At 63.7% G+C, this 20,307-nt stretch carries 15 protein-coding genes; 5 read left to right on the top strand and 10 right to left on the bottom strand.

Annotated features, from left to right (window positions below):
• Positions 1-35 precede the first annotated feature (35 nt).
• The gene (locus ACM62G_RS03835; RefSeq protein ID WP_054058316.1) at positions 36-635 is read right to left on the bottom strand and encodes an FMN-dependent NADH-azoreductase; all 600 of its coding nucleotides are present in this window, start codon (positions 633-635) and stop codon (positions 36-38) included.
• A 147-nt stretch (positions 636-782) separates the two neighbouring features.
• Positions 783-1,097: a hypothetical protein gene (locus tag ACM62G_RS03840; protein WP_054058317.1), complete on the bottom strand. Its 315-nt coding sequence runs from the start codon at positions 1,095-1,097 to the stop codon at positions 783-785.
• 49 nt (positions 1,098-1,146) lie between these two features.
• Here ACM62G_RS03840 and ACM62G_RS03845 point away from each other — a divergent pair, with 49 nt between their 5' ends.
• The 4 genes from ACM62G_RS03845 (at position 1,147) to ACM62G_RS03860 (ending at position 5,375) form a co-directional block, all read left to right on the top strand.
• A complete protein-coding gene (locus ACM62G_RS03845) occupies positions 1,147-2,070 on the top strand; it encodes a LysR family transcriptional regulator (protein ID WP_054064042.1) in 924 nt (307 codons plus the stop codon).
• 14 nt (positions 2,071-2,084) lie between these two features.
• Entirely contained in the window at positions 2,085-2,888 is an 804-nt protein-coding gene (locus tag ACM62G_RS03850; RefSeq protein WP_054058318.1) for an alpha/beta fold hydrolase, read from the top strand.
• Positions 2,889-2,891: 3 nt separating this feature from the next.
• Positions 2,892-3,458 carry a peptidylprolyl isomerase gene (locus ACM62G_RS03855; protein WP_054064041.1) on the top strand — a complete coding sequence of 189 codons (567 nt, stop codon included), beginning with the start codon at positions 2,892-2,894 and terminating at the stop codon, positions 3,456-3,458.
• Positions 3,459-3,542: 84 nt separating this feature from the next.
• Positions 3,543-5,375, top strand: coding sequence for an ABC transporter ATP-binding protein (locus tag ACM62G_RS03860; RefSeq protein WP_419736716.1), 1,833 nt, complete (start codon positions 3,543-3,545; stop codon positions 5,373-5,375).
• Positions 5,376-5,390: 15 nt separating this feature from the next.
• Here ACM62G_RS03860 and ACM62G_RS03865 read toward each other — a convergent pair whose 3' ends face one another.
• The 5 genes from ACM62G_RS03865 to aceK form a co-directional block, all read right to left on the bottom strand.
• Positions 5,391-6,515 (bottom strand): GNAT family N-acetyltransferase, encoded by a 1,125-nt coding sequence (locus ACM62G_RS03865; protein ID WP_419736717.1) that lies wholly within the window; start codon positions 6,513-6,515, stop codon positions 5,391-5,393.
• A gap of 381 nt (positions 6,516-6,896) precedes the next feature.
• Positions 6,897-8,264: an OprD family porin gene (locus tag ACM62G_RS03870; RefSeq protein WP_054058322.1), complete on the bottom strand. Its 1,368-nt coding sequence runs from the start codon at positions 8,262-8,264 to the stop codon at positions 6,897-6,899.
• A 284-nt stretch (positions 8,265-8,548) separates the two neighbouring features.
• Complete coding sequence (locus tag ACM62G_RS03875) at positions 8,549-9,670, bottom strand: beta-ketoacyl-ACP synthase III (RefSeq protein WP_054064040.1); 1,122 nt, start codon at positions 9,668-9,670, stop codon at positions 8,549-8,551.
• Between the two features lie 200 nt (positions 9,671-9,870).
• On the bottom strand, positions 9,871-13,782 hold the full coding sequence (hrpA, locus tag ACM62G_RS03880; protein WP_054058324.1) for an ATP-dependent RNA helicase HrpA: 3,912 nt from the start codon (positions 13,780-13,782) through the stop codon (positions 9,871-9,873).
• A gap of 84 nt (positions 13,783-13,866) precedes the next feature.
• Positions 13,867-15,588, bottom strand: a complete 1,722-nt coding sequence (aceK, locus tag ACM62G_RS03885; protein WP_273819311.1) for a bifunctional isocitrate dehydrogenase kinase/phosphatase — start codon at positions 15,586-15,588, stop codon at positions 13,867-13,869.
• A 144-nt stretch (positions 15,589-15,732) separates the two neighbouring features.
• Between aceK and ACM62G_RS03890 the strand changes: the two genes are divergently transcribed.
• Positions 15,733-16,641 carry a DMT family transporter gene (locus ACM62G_RS03890; RefSeq protein ID WP_419736718.1) on the top strand — a complete coding sequence of 303 codons (909 nt, stop codon included), beginning with the start codon at positions 15,733-15,735 and terminating at the stop codon, positions 16,639-16,641.
• Between the two features lie 158 nt (positions 16,642-16,799).
• On the opposite strand, the gene ACM62G_RS03895 is transcribed toward ACM62G_RS03890, so the two are convergent.
• From ACM62G_RS03895 to cysK, 3 genes are all read right to left on the bottom strand, one after another.
• Complete coding sequence (locus ACM62G_RS03895; RefSeq protein ID WP_054064038.1) at positions 16,800-17,663, bottom strand: DMT family transporter; 864 nt, start codon at positions 17,661-17,663, stop codon at positions 16,800-16,802.
• Positions 17,664-18,024: 361 nt separating this feature from the next.
• Positions 18,025-18,963, bottom strand: coding sequence for an aspartyl/asparaginyl beta-hydroxylase domain-containing protein (locus tag ACM62G_RS03900; RefSeq protein ID WP_054058327.1), 939 nt, complete (start codon positions 18,961-18,963; stop codon positions 18,025-18,027).
• Between the two features lie 271 nt (positions 18,964-19,234).
• Positions 19,235-20,209: a cysteine synthase A gene (gene cysK / locus ACM62G_RS03905; protein ID WP_054058328.1), complete on the bottom strand. Its 975-nt coding sequence runs from the start codon at positions 20,207-20,209 to the stop codon at positions 19,235-19,237.
• Positions 20,210-20,307 lie beyond the last annotated feature (98 nt).

Consider the following 20,307-nt stretch of genomic DNA (forward strand, 5'->3'; position numbering starts at 1 on the left):
GTTAACCCCTTCGCGATTAGCTGAAGATTAAGACCTCAGGCAATCTGGGCCAGACGGGCTTTCGCCTGGTTCAGGCCCTTCTCGTGGAGGTCGCCGCCCATGTTCAGGCCTTCGGCATGGATGAAGTCCACGTCATGGATGCCGATAAAGGCCAGCACCTGGCGCAGGTAGGGTTCCTGATGATCGTGGGTGCCACCGGCATACAGCCCGCCACGGGCGGTCAGCACGTAGGCTTGCTTGCCGGTCAGCAGGCCCTGAGGGCCGGTTTCGGTGTACTTGAAGGTCACGCCGGCACGCAGCACGTGGTCCAGCCAGGCCTTGAGGGTGCTGGGGATGGCGAAGTTGTACATCGGCGCGGCCAGCACCAGCACGTCGGCGGCCAGCAGTTCGTCGGTCAGTTCGTTGGAGCGCTCCAGAGACGCCTGTTCTATCGCATTGCGCTGTTCCTGCGGCTTCATCCAGCCACCCAGCAGGTTGATGTCCAGATGCGGCACCGGGTTCTGCGCCAGGTCCCGTACAGTGATTTCGTCGGCGGGATGCGCGGCTTTCCACTGGCTGATGAATTGCTGGGTCAGTTGACGGGAAACCGAGTCTTGCTGGCGGGCGCTGCTTTCGATGATCAGTACGCGGGACATGGGAAGTGCTCCATCGGTGAAGGCGTTAAGTCGATGGAGCAAAGATTAAACAGGACTATATCGATTAAAAAGCGGAAAAATCTGCTTCAATCTATCTATAAATTTGTTAATAGAAAGCGCATGCTTGTCGGTAACCCGCCCGTGCTTTCATTTCGCCGTGCAGCTGAGGTTCATTCGCAGCCGGATGATCTTGCGGTTGAACTTGGCGGTGACGTTCACGGTTTTCCCGGCCGATACCTCCACCTGGCGGGTCTTCGGCGCCTCGGGACCGTTGATGAAGACCACCTTGCACACCGCATCGGTCTTGCCGTAGTTGTTCAACTGGAGGGAGCCGATGTCCTGGTCGGTGTCATGGGCCGTGTAGTCGATGCTCAGGCCATTGAGCTGTTTCTCGACATCGATCGGGTAGGCAAGGGCACTGACCGGCAGCAGGGCCAGCAACACGCAACAGAACTTTCTCATTCGACGGTCTCCAATGTGGACCGCCAGCTTAGGACAAGAGGAACCCAACTTGAAAGCGCCCCGCGTGACCCTCGATCAATGGCGAACGTTGCAGGCCGTGGTCGATCACGGAGGCTTCGCCCAGGCGGCCGAAGCCCTGCACCGCTCGCAGTCGTCCGTCAGTTACACCGTGGCCCGCATGCAGGATCAGCTCGGCGTGCCGCTGCTGCGCATCGACGGGCGCAAGGCGGTGCTGACCGAAGCCGGCGAGGTGCTGTTGCGGCGCTCGCGGCAACTGGTCAAGCAGGCCAGCCAGCTCGAGGACCTGGCACACCACATGGAGCAGGGTTGGGAGGCCGAGGTTCGCCTGGTGGTCGACGCCGCCTACCCCAACGCCCGGCTGGTGCGGGCGCTGACCGCGTTCATGCCGCAGAGCCGCGGTTGCCGGGTACGTCTGCGCGAGGAGGTGCTGTCCGGGGTCGAGGAGGTGCTGCTCGAAGGCGTCGCCGACCTGGCCATCAGCAGCTTCAATATCCCCGGCTACCTGGGTACCGAAATGAGCGCGGTGGAGTTCGTTGCCGTCGCCCATCCGGAACACGCCCTGCACCGCCTGCAACGGCAACTGACCTTCCAGGACCTGGAAAGCCAGCTGCAGGTGGTGATCCGCGATTCCGGGCGCCAGCAGCCACGGGACGTCGGCTGGCTCGGCGCCGAACAGCGCTGGACCGTCGGCAGCCTGGCCACCGCCGCCACCTTCGTCGGCAATGGACTGGGTTTCGCCTGGCTGCCGCGCCATCTGATCGAGCGGGAAATCCGCGAAGGGCTGCTCAAGCAACTACCCTTGGATCAGGGCGGCAGCCGCCACCCGACGTTCTTCCTGTACTCGAACAAGGACAAACCCCTGGGGCCGGCAACGCAGATTCTCGTCGAGCTGCTGCGCACTTTCGACACCGCGCCGCTGGACGCACCGTTCGCCGCGCCCCTGCAAGCCTGACAGGACGTTGACCGATGGCCTATTTCGAACACGACGGTTGCCTGCTGCACTACGAAGAGCATGGCCAGGGTACTCCGGTGCTGCTGGTCCACGGCCTGGGCTCCAGCGGCCAGGACTGGGAACTGCAGGTGCCGGTACTGGCCGAGCACTACCGGGTGATCGTCGTCGACATCCGTGGCCACGGCCGCTCCGACAAGCCGCGCCAGCGCTACAGCATCGCCGGCTTCACCGCCGACGTGGTGGCGCTGATCGAGCACCTGGAGCTGGGCCCGACACACCTGGTGGGCCTGTCGATGGGCGGCATGATCGGTTTCCAGCTGGCGGTCGACCGCCCCCGGCTGCTGCGCAGCCTGTGCGTGGTCAACAGCGCCCCGGAGGTCAAGGTACGCAGCGCCAACGACTACTGGCAGTGGGCCAAGCGCTGGAGCCTGGCGCGCCTGCTGAGCCTCAACAGCATCGGCAGGGCCCTCGGCTCCATGCTGTTCCCCAAGCCGGAACAGGCCGAACTGCGCCGCAAGATGACCGAGCGCTGGGCCAGCAATGACAAGCGCGCCTATCTCGCCAGCTTCGACGCCATCGTCGGTTGGGGCGTGCAGGAACGACTGTCGGCGATTACCTGTCCAACCCTGATCGTCAGCGCCGACCGGGACTACACGCCGGTCTCGCTCAAGCAAAGCTATGTCAAACTTATTCCCGATGCCCGACTGGTAGTCATCGCCGACTCCCGTCACGCTACCCCACTGGACCAACCCCAGGTCTTCAACCGGACCCTGCTCGAGTTTCTGAGCGCAGTCGAAACCACCACCCAGGATCACTGAACCATGCTGAAAAAAATCGCCCTGTTCACCGGCTCCGTCCTGTTCGCCGCCAACCTGATGGCCGCCACCGAGGCGACCAAGGCGCCTCACGTGCAACTGGTGACCACCAACGGCACCATCGAAATCGAACTGGACCCGGTCAAGGCGCCGATCAGTACCAAGAACTTCCTGTCCTATGTGGACAGCGGTTTCTACAACAACACCATCTTCCACCGGGTGATTCCGGGCTTCATGGCCCAGGGCGGCGGTTTCACCGCGCAGATGGTGCAGAAACCGACCCAGGCGCCGATCCGCAACGAAGCCAGCAACGGCCTGCACAACGTGCGTGGCACCCTGGCGATGGCGCGGACCTCGGACCCGAACTCGGCCACCAGCCAGTTCTTCATCAACGTCAAGGACAATGACTTCCTCGACCCGGGCCGCGACGCCGGCTACGCGGTGTTCGGCAAGGTGGTCAAGGGCATGGAGGTGGTCGACATCATCGTCAACTCGCCGACCGCCAACAAGCAGGGCATGTCCGACGTGCCGGTGGACCCTGTGTACATCAAGTCGGCCAAGCGCATCGACTAACGGCAGCAGCCGGCCGCGGGCAGGAAGCCCCGGCCGGCGCGGCTTCACCTCCAAGGAGAGCCCGATCGACGGGCATCAGACCCCATGCTCTATCGTCGCTTTGAACAACTGATCGACATCTTCCGCGACGCTCCCACCGCCGCGCCACCCAACAAGGTCCTGCCCTTCTACCTGTATTACCTGCGCCAGGTCTGGCCGAGCTTCGTCGCCCTGCTGATCGTCGGGCTGTTCGCCGCCCTGATCGAAGTGGCCCTGTTCAGCTACCTGAGCCGGATCATCGACCTGGCCCAGGGCACGCCCAATACCGAGTTCTTCTCGGTGCACGGCGGCGAGCTGCTGTGGATGCTGGTGGTCGCGCTGGTGCTGCGGCCGATCTTCTTCGGCCTGCACGACCTGCTGGTGCACCAGACCATCAGCCCGGGCATGACCAGCCTGATCCGCTGGCAGAACCACAGCTACGTGCTGCGCCAGAGCCTGAATTTCTTCCAGAACGATTTCGCCGGGCGCATCGCCCAGCGCATCATGCAGACCGGCAACTCGCTGCGCGACTCCGCCGTGCAGGCGGTCGATGCGCTGTGGCACGTGCTGATCTACGTGATCAGTGCGCTGGTGCTGTTCGTCGAAGCCGACTGGCGCCTGATGATCCCGCTGCTGCTGTGGCTCGCCGGCTACTGCGGTGCGCTCTACTACTTCGTGCCGCGGGTCAAGCAGCGCTCGGTGGAGTCCTCCGACGCGCGCTCCAAGCTGATGGGGCGGATCGTCGACGGCTACACCAACATCACCACCCTGAAGCTGTTCGCCCACACCCATTTCGAGCAGCAGTACGCCCGCGAGGCGCTGGTGGAGCAGACCGAGAAGACCCAACTGGCCTCACGGGTGGTCACCAGCATGGACGTCGCCATCACCAGCATGAACGGCCTGCTGATCGTCACCACCACCGGCCTGGCGCTGTGGCTGTGGACGCAGTCGCTGGTGTCGGTCGGCGCCATCGCCCTGACCACCGGCCTGGTGATCCGGATCGTCAACATGTCCGGCTGGATCATGTGGGTGGTCAACGGCATCTTCGAGAACATCGGCATGGTCCAGGACGGCCTGCAGACCATCGCCCAGCCCATCACCGTCACCGACCGCGAACAGGCGCCACGCCTGGCGGTGAGCCGTGGCGAGGTGCGTTTCGAACATGTCGATTTCCACTACGGCAAGCGCAGCGGAGTGATCTCGGACCTCAACCTGACCATTCGCCCGGGCGAGAAGATCGGCCTGATCGGCCCTTCCGGGGCCGGCAAGTCGACCCTGGTCAATCTGCTGCTGCGCCTGTATGACCTACAGGGCGGGCGCATCCTGGTGGACGGCCAGGACATCGCCCAGGTCGCCCAGGAAAGCCTGCGCGAAAACATCGGCATGATTACCCAGGACACCTCGCTGCTACACCGCTCGATTCGCGACAACCTGCTCTACGGCAAGCCGGATGCCAGCGATGCGCAACTCTACGAGGCGGTGCTCAAGGCCCGGGCCGACGAGTTCATTCCACTGCTCTCGGATGCCGAGGGGCGAACCGGCTTCGATGCCCATGTCGGCGAACGCGGGGTGAAACTCTCCGGTGGCCAGCGACAGCGCATCGCCATTGCCCGGGTCCTGCTCAAGAACGCACCGATCCTGATCATGGACGAAGCAACCTCGGCGCTGGACTCGGAAGTGGAAGCGGCGATCCAGGAAAGCCTGGAAACACTGATGGAAGGCAAGACGGTGATCGCCATCGCCCACCGCCTGTCGACCATCGCCCGCATGGACCGCCTGGTGGTACTGGAGCATGGGCGCATTGCCGAAACCGGCAGCCATGCCGAGCTCTTGGCGCGCGGCGGCCTGTATGCGCGCCTGTGGCAGCACCAGACCGGTGGCTTTGTCGGGATCGACTGAGCGTGCCCTCGAGGGTCAGGCCTGCCGGTAAGGCAGCGCCGCCCTCGCCTGCTCGGCATATTCCAGGATGCCGACCCGCTCCCGTTCGAGGAAATCCGCCACCGCCGCCTTGAGGCCGGGGTGGCGCAGGTAGTGCCAGGAGTGGGTGATCACCGGTTCGAAGCCGCGAATCAGCTTGTGCTCGCCCTGGGCACCGGCATCGAAGCGTTTCAGGCCCTGGGCGATGGCGTAGTCCATGCCCTGGTAGAAACAGGTCTCGAAGTGCAGGCGGTCGAACTCCGCCAGGCAACCCCAGTAGCGCCCGTAGAAGCTGTCGCCGCCGATCAGGCTGAAGGCCATGGCCACCGGCCGCCCGCCCTGATGGGCCATGACCACCCGGATCGCCTCCGGCATGCGTTCGGCCAGCAGGCTGAAGAACGCCCGCGTCAGGTATGGCGCCTGGCGCCGCACCGCGTAGGTGTTGGCGTAGCAGGCGTAGACGAAGTCCCATTGCGCCTGCGTCAACGCCCTGCCCTCCAGCCACTCGAACTCGAAACCCTGGGCCAACACCTGCTCGCGTTCCTTGCGCATCTGCTTGCGCTTGCGTGAGCTCAAGGCGTCGAGGAAATCCTGAAAATCCCGGTAGTCGCGGTTCTGCCAGTGGTACTGGCAACCCAGGCGCTGCAGCCAGCCCGTTTGCCCGGCCAGGGCGGCATCGGCCAGAGCGTCGGTGAAGTTGATGTGAGCGCTGGACAGTTCCTCGATCTCCAGATAGCCCGGCAACGCCGACAGCAACTCGACACCGTCCTCGGCGCTGGCCGCCAGCAGCCGTGGGCCGCCGACCGGGCTGAACGGCACGGCGGTGAGCAGCTTGGGGTAGTAGGCGATACCGGCACGCTGGCAGGCGTCGGCCCAGGCATGGTCGAACACGTACTCGCCGTAGGAGTGCCACTTGCGATAGCTGGGCAACGCGGCGATCAGCCGCCCCTGCTCGATATGCAGCAGATGCTCCGGCTGCCAGCCGGAACGCTCGCCGAGGCTGCCGCTATCCTCCAGGGCGCTGAGGAAGGCGTGACGCAGGAAGGGTTGCCCCGACGGCACCAGCGCATCCCAATCCTCGGGCGCGATCTCGGCAAGGCTTTGCAGGCGTTGTAGCGGCATCGATATCCCCAGGGCAGGTGCATTCGCCGGGGCAGTATCGCGCAGGGAGAGGAGATTAAAAACTATTTCATTGGACTGGGGACGGGGGTGGGAACACCATGGTGCAACGAGTTCAGACAGACGTTGCAGAGATGATTTGCGGATGATGGGCTAACGGGACTTGTAGCGATTGTGGGGGGCCTCTTCGCGGGTAAGCCCTGCTCCTACAGGGCAGCGCCGTGTGCAGGACTCGTGCAAGACGCGACTCTGTAGGAGCAGGGCTTGTCGGGGCGCCGAACCGCCGCGAAGACGTCCGTAATGACAGCGCAAAAGGCAAAAAAACGCCCCGCCGGCAGTGTGCCGAGCAGGGCGTGAAGTGAAAAAGAGCTTACACAACAGTGCTTACAGCAGTGGAATCGAGTAGCTGACGATCAGGCGGTTTTCGTCCTGGGTGCTGGAAGCCACGGCCGAGTTGGTACGCCACATGGCGTTTTTCCAGGCAAAGCCCAGGTTCTTGAAGGTGCCTTGCGGGATCACGTAGGCCAGGCTGATGTCACGCTCCCACTCGCTCTGGTCACCCGCGGCGTTCTGGATGTTGTCGCCGTGCAGGTAGGTCACGCCGGCGGTCAGGCCAGGTACGCCAACCTTGGCGAAGTCATAGGCGTAGCGAGCCTGCCAGGTACGCTCGCCGGCACGGGCGAACTTCTGGATCTGGGCGTCGGTGATGGTGCTGTTGGACGAACCGTCACCCTGGTTCAGCCAAGGGAAGTCGCTGTCACCCTTGGTGTACTGGTAGCCGGCACCGAAGGTATGACCTTCGATCGAGTACAGGGCCAGGTAGCTGTACAGGTCGTTGTCGACCTTGCCCTTGGTCCGGCTGTTGGCTGGCTTGTCATCGTAGTAGCCCGTGGTGAAGTAGGCGCTGGTATCACCATTGGCACCGTTGTCACGGCTGCGGTAGTAGCGCAGGTCGCTCTTGAGTACGCCAGGGCCGATTGCCCAGTTGTGCACAAGGCCCAGGAAGTTCTGCGAGTAGAAGTCCTTCAGCTCGCCGTGGTAGAACGAAGCGGTCAGGTCCTTGGTGATCTTGTAGTCGGCACCACCGTAGTAGAACTTGTTGCTGCGACGGCCGCTCGAGGTCGGGCTGTTGGCACCGGCGAGGGACAGGCCTTCGTCGTTGCTGGAGTTACGGCCCTTGGCCGCTTCCACCTGGCCAGCGACCAGGGTCAGGTCCTTGATTTCGTTCGACTTCAGCTCGCCACCGGTGAAGGTCTGCGGCAGCAGGCGACCGTCGTTGTACTTGATGACCGGGTTGTTCGGCATCAGGGTACCGACTTTCAGTTCGGTCTGCGAAACGCGCACCTTGCCAGTCACGCCCAGGCTGCCGAAATCGTTGACGGCCTTGGCGTTCTTGCCATCGGTGGATTCGGCCGGGAACATGGTGGTGCCGTAGGAAGTGGTGGTGGCGCCGTTGGTGCCACGACCGGAATCCAGGCGAATACCTTCCAGAGCGATCACATCCAGACCGAAACCGACGGTGCCCTGGGTGTAGCCGGAGTTGAAACGCAGGTCGAAGCCCTGGCCCCATTCCGACACCAGGCTCTGGGCCGGCTTGCCGCTGCGGTTGTCGGTGTTGATGTAGTAGTTACGCAGACCCAGGGTCGACGTAGCACCTTCGATGAAACCTTTGGCGTCAGCCTGGCTCTCGGCAAATGCTTGTTGGGACAAAACCCCTACGGCCACTGCCAGGGCCAAGGTGCACTTGTTCATTGTTTCGCTCCTCTGGATTCAAACGCTTCGGGTCTTTTTTGCGACGTCCGCTGTCATCGTGCGGGGGCACGGCTGTTGCCGGGGACTGACCCGCTTTGTTGGGAGGGAATCTTGGCGTGGGGTTATTTCAGGACCGTTGCCTTTATATAAAGCTTTTATGACAGCGGAACTTTTTCGAGCCGACAGAAAAAAGCGCAAAGTCCCGGCTTACGGGGCTTTGCGCTTTCAGTAGTGGCTTTTTGAGACTATCGCGACGCTGTCTTTTTCCACATGCCGCCGCTCGATCAGCGCTTGCGCAGAATCACGCTGCCGATCGAATAGCCGGCACCGAACGAACTGAGCACTGCCAGGGAACCGGCCGCCAGATCGTCCTGGTTCTTGTGGAACGAGATCACGGAACCGGCCGAACTGGTGTTGGCGTAGGTGTCGAGGATCACCGGGGCTTCCTCTGCGGTGGCGTCGCGACCCAGCAGTTTCTTGACGATCAGATGGTTCATGCTGAGGTTGGCCTGGTGCAGCCAGAAACGCTTCACGTCGCCGACATTCAGCTGGTTCTCCTGCAAGTGCTCGCTGATCAGTTCCGCCACCATCGGGCAGACATCCCGGAACACCTTGCGCCCTTCCTGGACGAACAGCTTGTCGCGGGCGTCGATCCCCTCTTCTCCCGCGCGGTTGAGGAAGCCGAAGTTGTTGCGGATGTTGTTGGAGAACTGGGTCAGCAGCTTGGTGCTGACGATATCGAACTGGTGGGCCGAGGTGGCCAGGTCCGCCCGTTCGATGATCACCGCCGTCGCCGCATCGCCGAAGATGAAGTGGCTGTCGCGGTCGCGGAAGTTCAGGTGGCCGGTGCAGATCTCCGGGTTGACCATCAGGATCGCCCGGGCCTGGCCCAGTTGCACGCTGTTGCAGGCGTTCTGGATGCCGAAGGTCGCCGAGGAACAGGCGACGTTCATGTCGAAACCGAACCCCTGGATACCGAGGGCTTCCTGGACCTCGATGGCAATCGCCGGATAGGCGCGCTGCAGGTTGGAGCAGGCGACGATCACCCCGTCGATGTCCGCGGCGGTCCTGCCGGCCCGTTGCAGGGCCTGTTCGGCGGCGGCCACGGACATCTGGCAGAGGATCGACCACTCGTCATTGCTGCGCTCGGGCAGGCGCGGCTTCATGCGCCGCGGATCGAGAATGCCGTCCTTGTCCATGACGAAGCGGCTCTTGATGCCCGAGGCCTTTTCGATGAAGGCGGCGCTGGACTCGGTCAAGGCCTGAACCTCGCCGCGCTCGATGGCCGCCGCATTTTCTTCATTGAACTGTTGTACATACGTATTGAAAGAGTGCACCAGCTCTTCGTTGGAAATGCTGTTGGCCGGGGTGTACAGGCCGGTGCCGCTGATGACGACGTTATGCACGGTCGTTCCTCTATGTTCTGTTCAGGCAGAAGGCATTGGTACAGTCGTACCAACATGTAAAAAGGCCAACCCCTGACAACGGGGATGACGCCGGGTGGTTTTCTTGCGGCTCAATCGCTGAACCGGGCATTTATCCGCGAAGTGTGCCATAAACACGGGAGTTTGGCCCATTGTGAAGATCAATGGGCCTTTGCCCATGGTCAGGCTTCCACTTGACTCCACTGCTTGTTCAGGCGCTTGTCCGAGATCGGTGCCCTGGTCCCCAACTGCTGGGCGAAGAGCGAGACCCGGTACTCCTCCAGCCACCAGCGATACAGTTCCAGTTGCGGGTCGCGCTTGCCTTCCTGGGCATGCTTGGCCGCGCGGGCCTGGTACTGGCTCCACAGGCCGCCCAGCTCGGTACTCCAGACCCGATCCTTCTGCACCTGGGCCGGCAGCTTCTCCAGGCGCAACTCGATCGCCTTGAGATAGCGCGGCAATTCCTTCAGCCAGAGCCCCGGCGTTTCCCGGACGAACCCGGCGTAGACCAGGTGGCTCAGTTGCTGCTTGATATCGTTGAGCGCCACCGCCTGGGCCAGGTCGATCTTGCCCTTGAAGCGCTTCTGCAGGCCGTGCCAGAGCTTGAGGATCTCCAGGGTCAGGCGTGCCAGGCGCTCGGCATGCTCGGTCCAGTGGCCGCGCTTGCGCTCGGCCAGGGACGCCAGGCCGGCACCGTCGCGGGGCAGCGGGTCTTCACCGTCGAGGATGCAACTGTCGAGGCTGGCCAACAGGATGTCTTCCACCAGCGCTTCGACACGACCCAGCTCGCGATACAGCAGGCCCAGCTCGGTCAGGCCCGGCAGCTTGCCGCGCAGGAACTTCGCCGACTCGGCCAGTTGCTGCAGCAACAGCCGCTGCAACGCCCGACGATGCTGGAACTCGGCTTCGGCCGGGGTGGAGAAGCGCCCTTCCTTGACCGTACCCGCCTCTTCCACCAGTGCCGGATAGACCGTCATCGACAGGCCGGCGATCTTCTGCTGGGTGGTCTCGGCGACAGCGGCGAAACCCTTGGCTTCCACCGGCTGCTGGCTTTTCGCGGTTTGCGGCACGGCCAGCGCCGCCTGGCTGGCCTGGGCGAAGCGCGCGGTCAGTTCCGCCAGGTCACGGCCTTCGCCGAGGAACTTGCCCTGGGCGTCGACCACTTCGAGGTTCATCTTCAGGTGGCTTTCCACCTGCTGCGCCGCTTCGGCCCAGGCCTCGTCGCTGACCCGCGCGCCAGTCATGCGCAGCAGCTCACGCCCCAGCGCCTGGGGCAGCGAACCCTCGGCGAAGTCGATGCGTTGCAGCGCCGCCTTGACGAAGTCCGGCACCGGCACGAAGTTCTTGCGCAGGGCCTTGGGCAGGTTGCGTACCAGGGCGATGCACTTGGCCTCGATCAGGCCCGGCACCAGCCACTCCAGGCGCTCGGCGGGCAACATCGGCAACAGCGGCGCCGGCACGCGCAGGGTCACACCGTCGCGGGGGTGGTTGGGTTCGAAGTGATAGCTCAGCGCCAGGGTCAGATCGCCCAGATGCAGGGTGTCCGGGTACTGCGCGGCGGTGACTTCACTGGCCTCGCGGGCCAGCACGTCTTCTTCGCGCATGATCAGCAGTTGCGGATTCTTCTGGCTGTGGACACGGTACCAGCTGTCGAAGGTCGCGGTCTGGTGGATCTCCGCCGGCAGGCGCGCGTCGTAGAAGGCGAACAGGGTTTCCTCGTCGGCGAGGATGTCGCGCCGACGGGCCTTGGCCTCCAGTTCATCGAGCTGTTCGAGCAGGCGGGTGTTGGCGCCCAGACACTTGGCCCTGGACTGGATTTCGCCGCGCACCAGCGCCTCGCGGATGAACAGTTCGCGCGAAACCACCGGGTCGACCGGTCCGAAATGCACCGGCCGCCGGCCGACCACGATCAGGCCGAACAGGGTGATCTGCTCGAAGGCCACTACCTGGCCGCGCTTCTTCTCCCAGTGGGGTTCGAAGTGGTTCTTCTTGATCAGGTGCCCGGCCAGCGGCTCGATCCAGTCCGGCTCGATCTTGGCGACCATGCGCGCATAGAGCTTGGTGGTTTCCACCAGTTCGGCGGTCATCAGCCACTGCGGCCGCTTGCGGCCCAGGCCCGAGGACGGGTGGACCCAGAAGCGCCGCTGGCGCGCGCCGAGGTAGTCGCCTTCCTCGGTCTTCTGGCCGATCTGGCTCAACAGGCCGGACAGCACCGCCTTGTGCAGCTTGGGATAGTCGGCCGGCTCCTTGTTGATCGCCAGTTGCAGGTCGCGGCAGATCAGCGCCAGCTGTCGGTGGGAGTCACGCCATTCGCGCATGCGCAGGTAATTGAGGAAGTTCTTCCGGCACCAGTTGCGCAAGGCACTCGCCCCGAGGGCCTGGCGCTGCTCCTCGAAACCGCGCCAGACGTTGATCAGCCCGGCGAAGTCCGAATCGGCGTCCTTCCACTGCGCGTGGGCCTGGTCGGCGGCCTGCTGGCGCTCGGGCGGGCGCTCGCGCGGGTCCTGCACCGACATGGCACTGGCGACGATCAGCACTTCCTGCAGGCTGCCGAGTTTGGCCGCCTCCAGCAGCATGCGGCCCATGCGCGGGTCCACCGGCAGGCGCGCCAACTGGCGGCCGAGCGGGGTCAGCTGGTTGTCGCGGGTAACCGCCGAGAGTTCCTGCAGCAGGTTGAAGCCGTCGCTGATGGCCTTGCCGTCCGGCGGCTCGATGAACGGGAACGCGGTGATCTCGCCCAGGCGCAGGTGCAGCATCTGCAGGATCACCGCCGCCAGGTTGGTGCGCAGGATTTCCGGATCGGTGAACTCCGGCCGGCCGTTGAAATCCTCTTCGCTGTACAGACGTACGCAGATCCCCGGCTCGACGCGCCCACAACGGCCCTTGCGCTGGTTGGCGCTGGCCTGGGAGATGGCCTCGACCGGCAGGCGCTGGACCTTGGCGCGGTAGCTGTAGCGGCTGATACGCGCGGTGCCGCTGTCGATCACGTAGCGGATGCCCGGTACGGTCAGCGAGGTTTCCGCGACGTTGGTCGCCAGCACGACCCGACGCCCCGCGTGGGACTGGAAGATCCGCTGCTGCTCGGCCGGTGTCAGCCGCGCGTATAAAGGAAGAATCTCGGTGTGCTTGAGCTGGGCCTTGCGCAGCATCTCGGCGGCATCGCGGATCTCGCGTTCGCCGGGCAAAAACACCAGCACGTCGCCGGGGCTCTTGCGCTCATGGCGCTCATGGGCGGCGATCTCGTCGAGGGTGGCGAGGATCGCCTGGTCGACGGTGAGGTCGTCCTCGACCCGGTTGCCCTCCTCGTCCTGCTCGGAAGTCATCGGCCGGTACCAGGTCTCCACCGGGAAGGTGCGCCCCGACACCTCGACGATCGGTGCATCGTTGAAGTGCTTCGAAAAACGCTCCAGGTCGATGGTCGCCGAGGTGATGATCACCTTGAGGTCAGGGCGCCGCGGCAGCAGGGTCTTGAGGTAGCCGAGCAGGAAGTCGATGTTCAGGCTGCGCTCGTGGGCTTCGTCGACGATGATCGTGTCGTAGCGTTCGAGGTAGCGATCGTTCTGGGTTTCCGCCAGCAGGATACCGTCGGTCATCAGCTTGACCAGGGTGTTGGAATCGCTCTGGTCCTCGAACCGCACCTGGTAGCCGACCAGGCTGCCCAGCGGTGTCGCCAGTTCCTCGGCGACCCGGCTCGCCACGCTGCGCGCAGCGATACGCCGCGGCTGGGTATGACCGATCAGGCCATGCTGGCCGCGGCCGATTTCCAGGCAGATCTTCGGCAACTGGGTGGTCTTGCCCGAGCCGGTCTCGCCGGCGATGACCAGTACCTGGTGCTTGAGCAGCGCCGCCTTGATCTCGTCGCGCTTGGCGGCGATGGGCAGGCTGTCGTCGTAGCGAATCGTCGGCACGCTCTGGCGCCGCGCCGTGACCAGGGCGCAGGAAGCCTGCATTCTCTCGACCCACTGAGCCAGCCTGGCTTCATCGGGTTTCTTGCGCAGGTCGAGCAACTGCCGCCGCAGGCGGTGGCGGTCGGCGATCATGGCAAGGTCGAGGTTTTTCAGCAGTTGGTCGATAGTGGGCGATTCGTCGGTCATCGGCTCGGCAAGGGTCGTCTATGTAGGCAGGGGCGGATTGTCGCAGATTTGCCCCTCTCTGTGGCGAGCCCGCCTTGGCCAAGCCTACTCGTTGTCCAGTGCCCGCCGCCGATACGGGAACACGTCGATGACCTTGCCGGCGAGAATCGCCTCCTGCAGGCCCTTCCAGTAATCGGCGTCGTACAGCTCGCCGTGCAACTGGGCGAACAGCCGGCGCTGGCCGATATCGGCGAACAGGAAGGGCGGGAACTCCTCGGGGAATACGTCCAGCGGACCGATGGAATACCAGGGCTCGGAGGCCATTTCGTCCTCCGGGGTGCGCGGCGGCGGGATATGGCGAAAGTTGGCTTCGGTGAGGAAGCAGATTTCGTCGTAGTCATAGAACACCACCCGGCCATGGCGGGTGACCCCGAAGTTCTTCAGCAGCATGTCGCCGGGGAAGATGTTCGCCGCCGCCAGTTGCTTGATCGCCAGGCCATAGTCATCCAGCGCCTCGCGCACCTGGGCTTCGTTGGCGTTGTCGAGGTAGAGGTTCAGCGGGGTCATGCGCCGCTCGGTCCAGCAGTGGCGGATCAGCACCGTCTCGCCCTCGACCTGCACGGTGGACGGCGCTACCTCCAGCAACTCCTCGAGGCAGGCCGGATCGAACTTGCCCAGGGGGAAACGGAAGTCGGCGAACTCCTGGGTATCGGCCATGCGCCCGACCCGGTCGACGCTCTTCACCAGCCGGTACTTCTCGATCACCGTGGCCCGGTCGACGTTCTTCGAGGGCGAGAAGCGGTCCTTGATGATCTTGAACACCGTATTGAAGCCCGGCAGGGTGAACACGCTCATGACCATGCCACGCACCCCGGGCGCCATGATGAAACGGTCGTCGGTGTTGGCCAGGTGGTCGATCAGCGCCCGGTAGAACTCCGACTTGCCGTGCTTGTAGAAACCGATCGAGGTGTACAGCTCGGCCACGTGCTTGCCCGGCAGGATGCGCTTGAGAAAACCGACGAACTCCGCCGGCACCGGCACATCGACCATGAAATAGGAACGGGTGAAGGAGAAGATGATCGACACCTCGGCCTCGTCGGTGATCAAGGCATCGATACGGATCCCGCGGCCCTCGCGGTGCAGGAACGGGATCACCAGCGGCCACTGCTCGTCGTGGGTGTAGATGCGCCCCACCAGGTAGGCGCCCTTGTTGCGATAGAGCACCGAGGAAAACAGCTCGACGCTCAGTTCCGGGTCCTTGCACACCCAGTCCGGCAGGCTTTCGCGCAGTTGCGCTTCGAGGCGCCGCAGGTCGCCGGACAGGTCGGCGTAATCCTCGCTGAAGCGATAGTCGGTGAAGATCCGTTCGAGCATGCCCGACAGTTCGCCCTGCGGGCGATAGATCCGCGTCTGCGCCGACCGCGCGCGCCGCAGGGACGGCCGGGTGGTGTGGATGAACATGCAGCCGTCGCTGATCAGGTCGTGACTGAACAGGCTGCAGAAGGCCGAGTTGTACCAGGTTTCCGCCAGTTCATCGTCAAAGCGCACATCGATCAGGCTGATATAGGCGCTTTTCACCAGCGGCCAGATGCCCACATCGAGCAACGACTCGGCCTCGAACCCGGCCCGCAGCCGGGCATTGACCTCGGCGACCTTCTCTTCGTAAAGATTGATCCGCGCCGCCGATGCCGCCTGCGCCTCCTGCCAGCGTGCGCCCTCGAAGCGGGCACGGGCGCCATCGGTGATCTGGCGAAAATGCTCGCGATAGTTATCGAAGCCATCAAGGATCGTACGGGCGATATCGGCGGCCGGCCATTGCTGCGGCATAGTCAAACCTCTGCGGGATTTTTCGTTCGTTGTTCTGGTCGCGAGCCCGTTGAGCTTAGAAGCCTGTCATCGTGTTGTGCAACCTTGCCCTGAACGTAACATCCCGACACACTTGCTCGCCCTAGCCTGCCAAGGAAGCCCACCGTGAATCCCGCCGATATCGTCCGCATGTTCAGCCTGGCTGCCGTCTGGGGCGCCAGCTTCCTGTTCATGCGCATCATTGCCCCTGTGCTGGGTGCGTTTCCCACTGCGTTCTTTCGTGTCTCGATCGCGGCTGTCGGCCTGCTGGCGATGCTCGCGCTGATGCGCGTGAAATGGGACTTCAAGGGCAAGTTCAAGATCTGCCTGCTGCTCGGGGTGATCAACTCGGGGCTGCCGGCGACCCTGTATTCGGTGGCGGCCAAGGTGCTGCCGGCCGGCTACTCGTCGATCTTCAACGCCACCACGCCGTTGATGGGGGTGCTGATCGGCGGCCTGTTCTTCCACGAAAAGCTCACGCTGAACAAGCTGCTGGGGATTTTCCTCGGGCTGTTCGGTGTGGCGGTGCTGACCCGCGCCGGCCCGGTGACCTTCGACCTCGACCTGCTGCTGGGTGCGGGCGCCTGCCTGCTCGCCACCACCAGCTATGGCTTCGCCGGTTTCCTGACCCGGCGCTGGCTCGACCATCAGGGCGGGCTCGACCCGCGGCTGTCGGCCCTGGGCAGCATGTTCGGTGCGACGCTGGTGATCCTGCCGTTCTTCGCCGCCAGCGCCATCAGCCACCCGCCGGCAAGCTGGGGCGGCCTTGAAGTCTGGGGTGCGCTGCTGGGGCTCGGCCTGATCTGCACGGCGTTCGCCTACATCGTGTATTTCAAGCTGCTGAGCAATATCGGGCCGGTGAAATCGATGACCGTGACCTTCATGATCCCGGCCTTCGGAGTGTTGTGGGGGGCATTGTTTCTCGATGAGCCGCTGTCGATGGCGCATCTGTATGGCGGGCTGTTGATCGCGCTGGCGTTGTGGCTGGTGTTGCAGCCGGCGGTGGCGAAAGCCGGCGCCGTGGCGCAGCGGTAACGCTGTAGGGAATTTGAGGGCCCATTCGCGGGCAAGCCCGGCTCCTACAGATTGTGGATCGCACGGAGCGACGCCATCCTGTAGGAGCCGGGCTTGCCCGCGAATGCTCCGGAACAGGCACAACAGCACCAGGCTGCCGTACCCGTTCCAGAGACGCATCAACCCGCCTTGCGGAACACGAATACCAGGCCGACGATGATCAACCCCATCCCGAGCATGCTCAGCAACGCCAGCCGGTTACCGAAGATCAGGTAATCCATGACCGCCGTCACCGCCGGCACCAGGTAGAACAGGCTGGTGACATTCACCAGATTGCCCCGGGCGATCAGCCGGTACAGCAACAACGTCGCCAGCACCGACACCACCAGCCCCATCCACAGCACCGGAATGATGAAGCCACTGCCGGTCTCGACATGAAACGGCTGGAACGGCACGAACACTCCGCACAACAGCAGCCCGGCCAGGTACTGCACCGGCAGCGTGCCGAGGGGATTGTCGGTGATGCGCTTCTGCATGATCGAACCGAAGGTCATGCTCGCCAGCGCCAGCAGGCCGAAGAGCATCCCGGCCAGCGACATGCCCGCCAGGCCGATGCCCTGGTAGACCACCAGGATCAGCCCCGCCAGCCCCAACCCGAGGCCGAACATCCGGCTCCAGGAGCGCTGGCGCTCCATCAGCACCGCCGTGAGGATCGGCTGCACGCCCATGATCGTCGCCATGACGCCCGGCGTGACCTTCAGGTCCAGCGCCAGCAGATAGAAGATCTGGTAGGCGCCGAGCAACACCAGCCCCGTCGCCGCGGCATAACGCAGCGGCTTGCCGCCTTTGGGCAACTTGAACTTGAGCAGCGGGACCAGCAACAGCAGGCCCAGCAGGGCAATGGAAAAACGCACCAGCAGAAAGGCGAACGGCGAGGCATGGGCCAGGCCCCACTTGGAGAAGATCGCCCCGCTGCTCCAGAGCAGCACGAACAGACTCGTCGAAGCCGCCGCAGTCGCGGATTGCTTTGAAATGACCAACATGGATACCACCTGTGATTCAGGCAAATGCCAACTCAGCTGTGAAGCTGAAGATTCAGTAGGTTTTTTTCAGGCGGGCAGGCAGGAGAACAGCAACGCTTGCTGATCAGCCCCGAATGCCAACGACGCCTGGCGGTGATACGACGGCGCACACCGGCGTGCTACTGACAGGTGGTGGGTAATGACTGATCTGCAGCGGTTGCAGGCTTCCGCACGGCACTACGCCAGCGTTGAGCGCTGGAACGACGACCGCGTTGAGGGAGGAAGCTGGCATAGGCAGATCTTCAGTGAGGGGAAACGACGGTGAATCAGGCGATGCACCGAGCGCTGACTATAACCAGCGCTCGCCATCTATTGCAACAGATCAGCCGAACAGCCAGTAGCCGAGGGCCCAGGCCACCAGGACCGCCAGCACCGGACGCATCACGCGGTAGGCCTTGGGATGCTTGCGCTTCCACTGCTTGACCACGCTGCTGAAGTTGTCACTGAAGCGCTTGCTCCAGGCATAGGCCTGGTTGATCCCGCCCACGCGCTCGTCATCGACGTTCTGCGGTGCGGTGGCACGGCCCAGGAAGGCGCTGACCGAACGGTTGATCGAGGTCATCAGGCGGTTGCTCAACGGCCGTTCGACGTCGCAGAACAGGATGACCCGGGTCTGCTCGGTTTCGTTCTTGACCCAGTGCACGTAGGTCTCGTCGAACATCACGTCTTCACCGTCGCGCCAGGCGTAGACCTGGCCATCGACGAAAATCCGGCAATCGTCGGAGTTCGGCGTCGACAGGCCCAGGTGATAACGCAGCGAACCGGCGAACGGATCGCGGTGCGGGTTCAGGTGGCTGCCGCCGGGCAGCAGGGCGAACATCGCGCCCTTGACGTTGGGGATGCGGCTGACCAGCTCGACAGTCTTCGGGCAGAGCATTTCGGCCGACGGCAGCGGCTTGTCATACCATTTGAGGTAGAAACGCTTCCAACCCTTCTTGAAGAACGAACCGAAGCCGGCGTCGTTGTTCTTCTCGGCGGCCCGGATGTAGCCCTCGTCGAACAGGTGCATGGCTTCCTCGCGGATCACCTGCCAGTTGTCCTTGAGCACGTCCAGTTCGGGGAACTTGCTGCGGTCCAGGTAGGGTCTGGACGGCACCGCGGAAAACAGGTACATCAGGGCGTTGTACGGAGCGAACAGCGCCGAATGGTTGACGAACTGGCGCAATACCGGCAAACGCGCCTTGCCCCGCAGATGCACGTAGAGCGTACTGCCCACGAACAGCAGCAACACGGCGGCCTTGGCGGCGAAGGAAAAGGTCATTCAGCACTCCTTGAAAATGGGCGACGTCCGGGTAGGAAAAATCCACGAGACGTGGCAGCCGGCCATGATAAACATTACCGACCGCCGGAAAAACCCGCGCAACTCAACAATCAGCGTTAAGAACTGCGCAACAAAGCGTTAATTAGCATAAGGCGCCTGAAGGCGGACTGATGCAGGTCAGGTCAATCCATGATCGCCCACAGGCCGGCCCACCGGGAGCCGGCCTGTGGGGAAAAGGCCTGTGGGGAAAAGGCCGGCGTCGACCCGCCTGTTACTGCTGGTTTTCCTGCTCGGTGAACAGGTCGCTGAAGAGCATGCTCGACAGGTAGCGCTCGCCGGAGTCCGGCAGCACCACGACGATGGTCTTGCCCTGCATCTCCGGGGTTTCCGCCAGGCGCACGGCCACCGCCATCGCCGCGCCACAGGAGATGCCGCAGAGGATACCCTCCTCCTGCATCAGCCGCAGGGCCATGGCCTTGGACTCCTCGTCGGTCACCAGCTCGACCCGGTCGACCAGCGACAGGTCGAGGTTCTTCGGCACGAAACCGGCACCGATGCCCTGAATCTTGTGCGGCGACGGCTTGACCTCCTGCCCGGCCAGGGTCTGGGTGATCACCGGCGACGTCACCGGTTCCACCGCCACCGAGAGGATCGGCTTGCCCTGGGTCTGCTTGATGTAGCGCGAAACGCCGCTGATGGTGCCGCCGGTGCCGACGCCGGCCACCAGCACATCGACCGCGCCATCGGTGTCGTTCCAGATTTCCGGACCGGTGGTCTTCTCGTGGATCGCCGGGTTGGCCGGGTTGTCGAACTGCGCGGGCATGAAGTACCGGGCCGGATCGCTGTTGACGATTTCACCGGCCTTCTCGATAGCGCCTTTCATGCCCTTGGCCGGCTCGGTCAACACCAGCTCGGCCCCCAGGGCCTTGAGCACCTTGCGCCGCTCGATGCTCATGGACGCCGGCATGGTCAACAGCAGCTTGTAGCCGCGGGCGGCGGCGACGAAGGCCAGGCCGATGCCGGTGTTGCCGGAGGTCGGTTCGACGATGGTCATGCCCGGCTTGAGGCGGCCGCTGCTTTCGGCGTCCCAGATCATGTTCGCGCCGATCCGGCACTTCACCGAATACCCCGGGTTGCGCCCTTCGATCTTGGCCAGGATGGTCACGCCGCGGGGGGCGATGCGGTTGATCTGAACCAGGGGCGTATTACCGATGGAATGGGCGTTGTCGGCAAAAATACGGCTCATGACAGGTCCTATGTTCATTTGAGAATTAGCCCACAAGGGTATGCCCCGAGGTGACGGGCGTCCAGTCATGCGAACGTCTCGCGTTGCCGGGGGTCCAT

The organism is Pseudomonas sp. COR18 (assembly GCF_048568395.1).
In the GTDB taxonomy this organism is placed as follows: domain Bacteria; phylum Pseudomonadota; class Gammaproteobacteria; order Pseudomonadales; family Pseudomonadaceae; genus Aquipseudomonas; species Aquipseudomonas fuscovaginae_B.

What these genes read in the sequence shown, in the direction of transcription:
- ACM62G_RS03835 (WP_054058316.1), bottom strand. Translation starts at nt 635, where the DNA reads ATGTCCCGCGTACTGATCATCGAAAGCAGCGCCCGCCAGCAAGACTCG.
- ACM62G_RS03840 (WP_054058317.1), bottom strand. Translation starts at nt 1,097, where the DNA reads ATGAGAAAGTTCTGTTGCGTGTTGCTGGCCCTGCTGCCGGTCAGTGCC.
- ACM62G_RS03850 (WP_054058318.1), top strand. Translation starts at nt 2,085, where the DNA reads ATGGCCTATTTCGAACACGACGGTTGCCTGCTGCACTACGAAGAGCAT.
- ACM62G_RS03855 (WP_054064041.1), top strand. Translation starts at nt 2,892, where the DNA reads ATGCTGAAAAAAATCGCCCTGTTCACCGGCTCCGTCCTGTTCGCCGCC.
- ACM62G_RS03860 (WP_419736716.1), top strand. Translation starts at nt 3,543, where the DNA reads ATGCTCTATCGTCGCTTTGAACAACTGATCGACATCTTCCGCGACGCT.
- ACM62G_RS03865 (WP_419736717.1), bottom strand. Translation starts at nt 6,515, where the DNA reads ATGCCGCTACAACGCCTGCAAAGCCTTGCCGAGATCGCGCCCGAGGAT.
- ACM62G_RS03870 (WP_054058322.1), bottom strand. Translation starts at nt 8,264, where the DNA reads ATGAACAAGTGCACCTTGGCCCTGGCAGTGGCCGTAGGGGTTTTGTCC.
- hrpA (WP_054058324.1), bottom strand. Translation starts at nt 13,782, where the DNA reads ATGACCGACGAATCGCCCACTATCGACCAACTGCTGAAAAACCTCGAC.
- aceK (WP_273819311.1), bottom strand. Translation starts at nt 15,588, where the DNA reads ATGCCGCAGCAATGGCCGGCCGCCGATATCGCCCGTACGATCCTTGAT.
- ACM62G_RS03895 (WP_054064038.1), bottom strand. Translation starts at nt 17,663, where the DNA reads ATGTTGGTCATTTCAAAGCAATCCGCGACTGCGGCGGCTTCGACGAGT.
- ACM62G_RS03900 (WP_054058327.1), bottom strand. Translation starts at nt 18,963, where the DNA reads ATGACCTTTTCCTTCGCCGCCAAGGCCGCCGTGTTGCTGCTGTTCGTG.
- cysK (WP_054058328.1), bottom strand. Translation starts at nt 20,209, where the DNA reads ATGAGCCGTATTTTTGCCGACAACGCCCATTCCATCGGTAATACGCCC.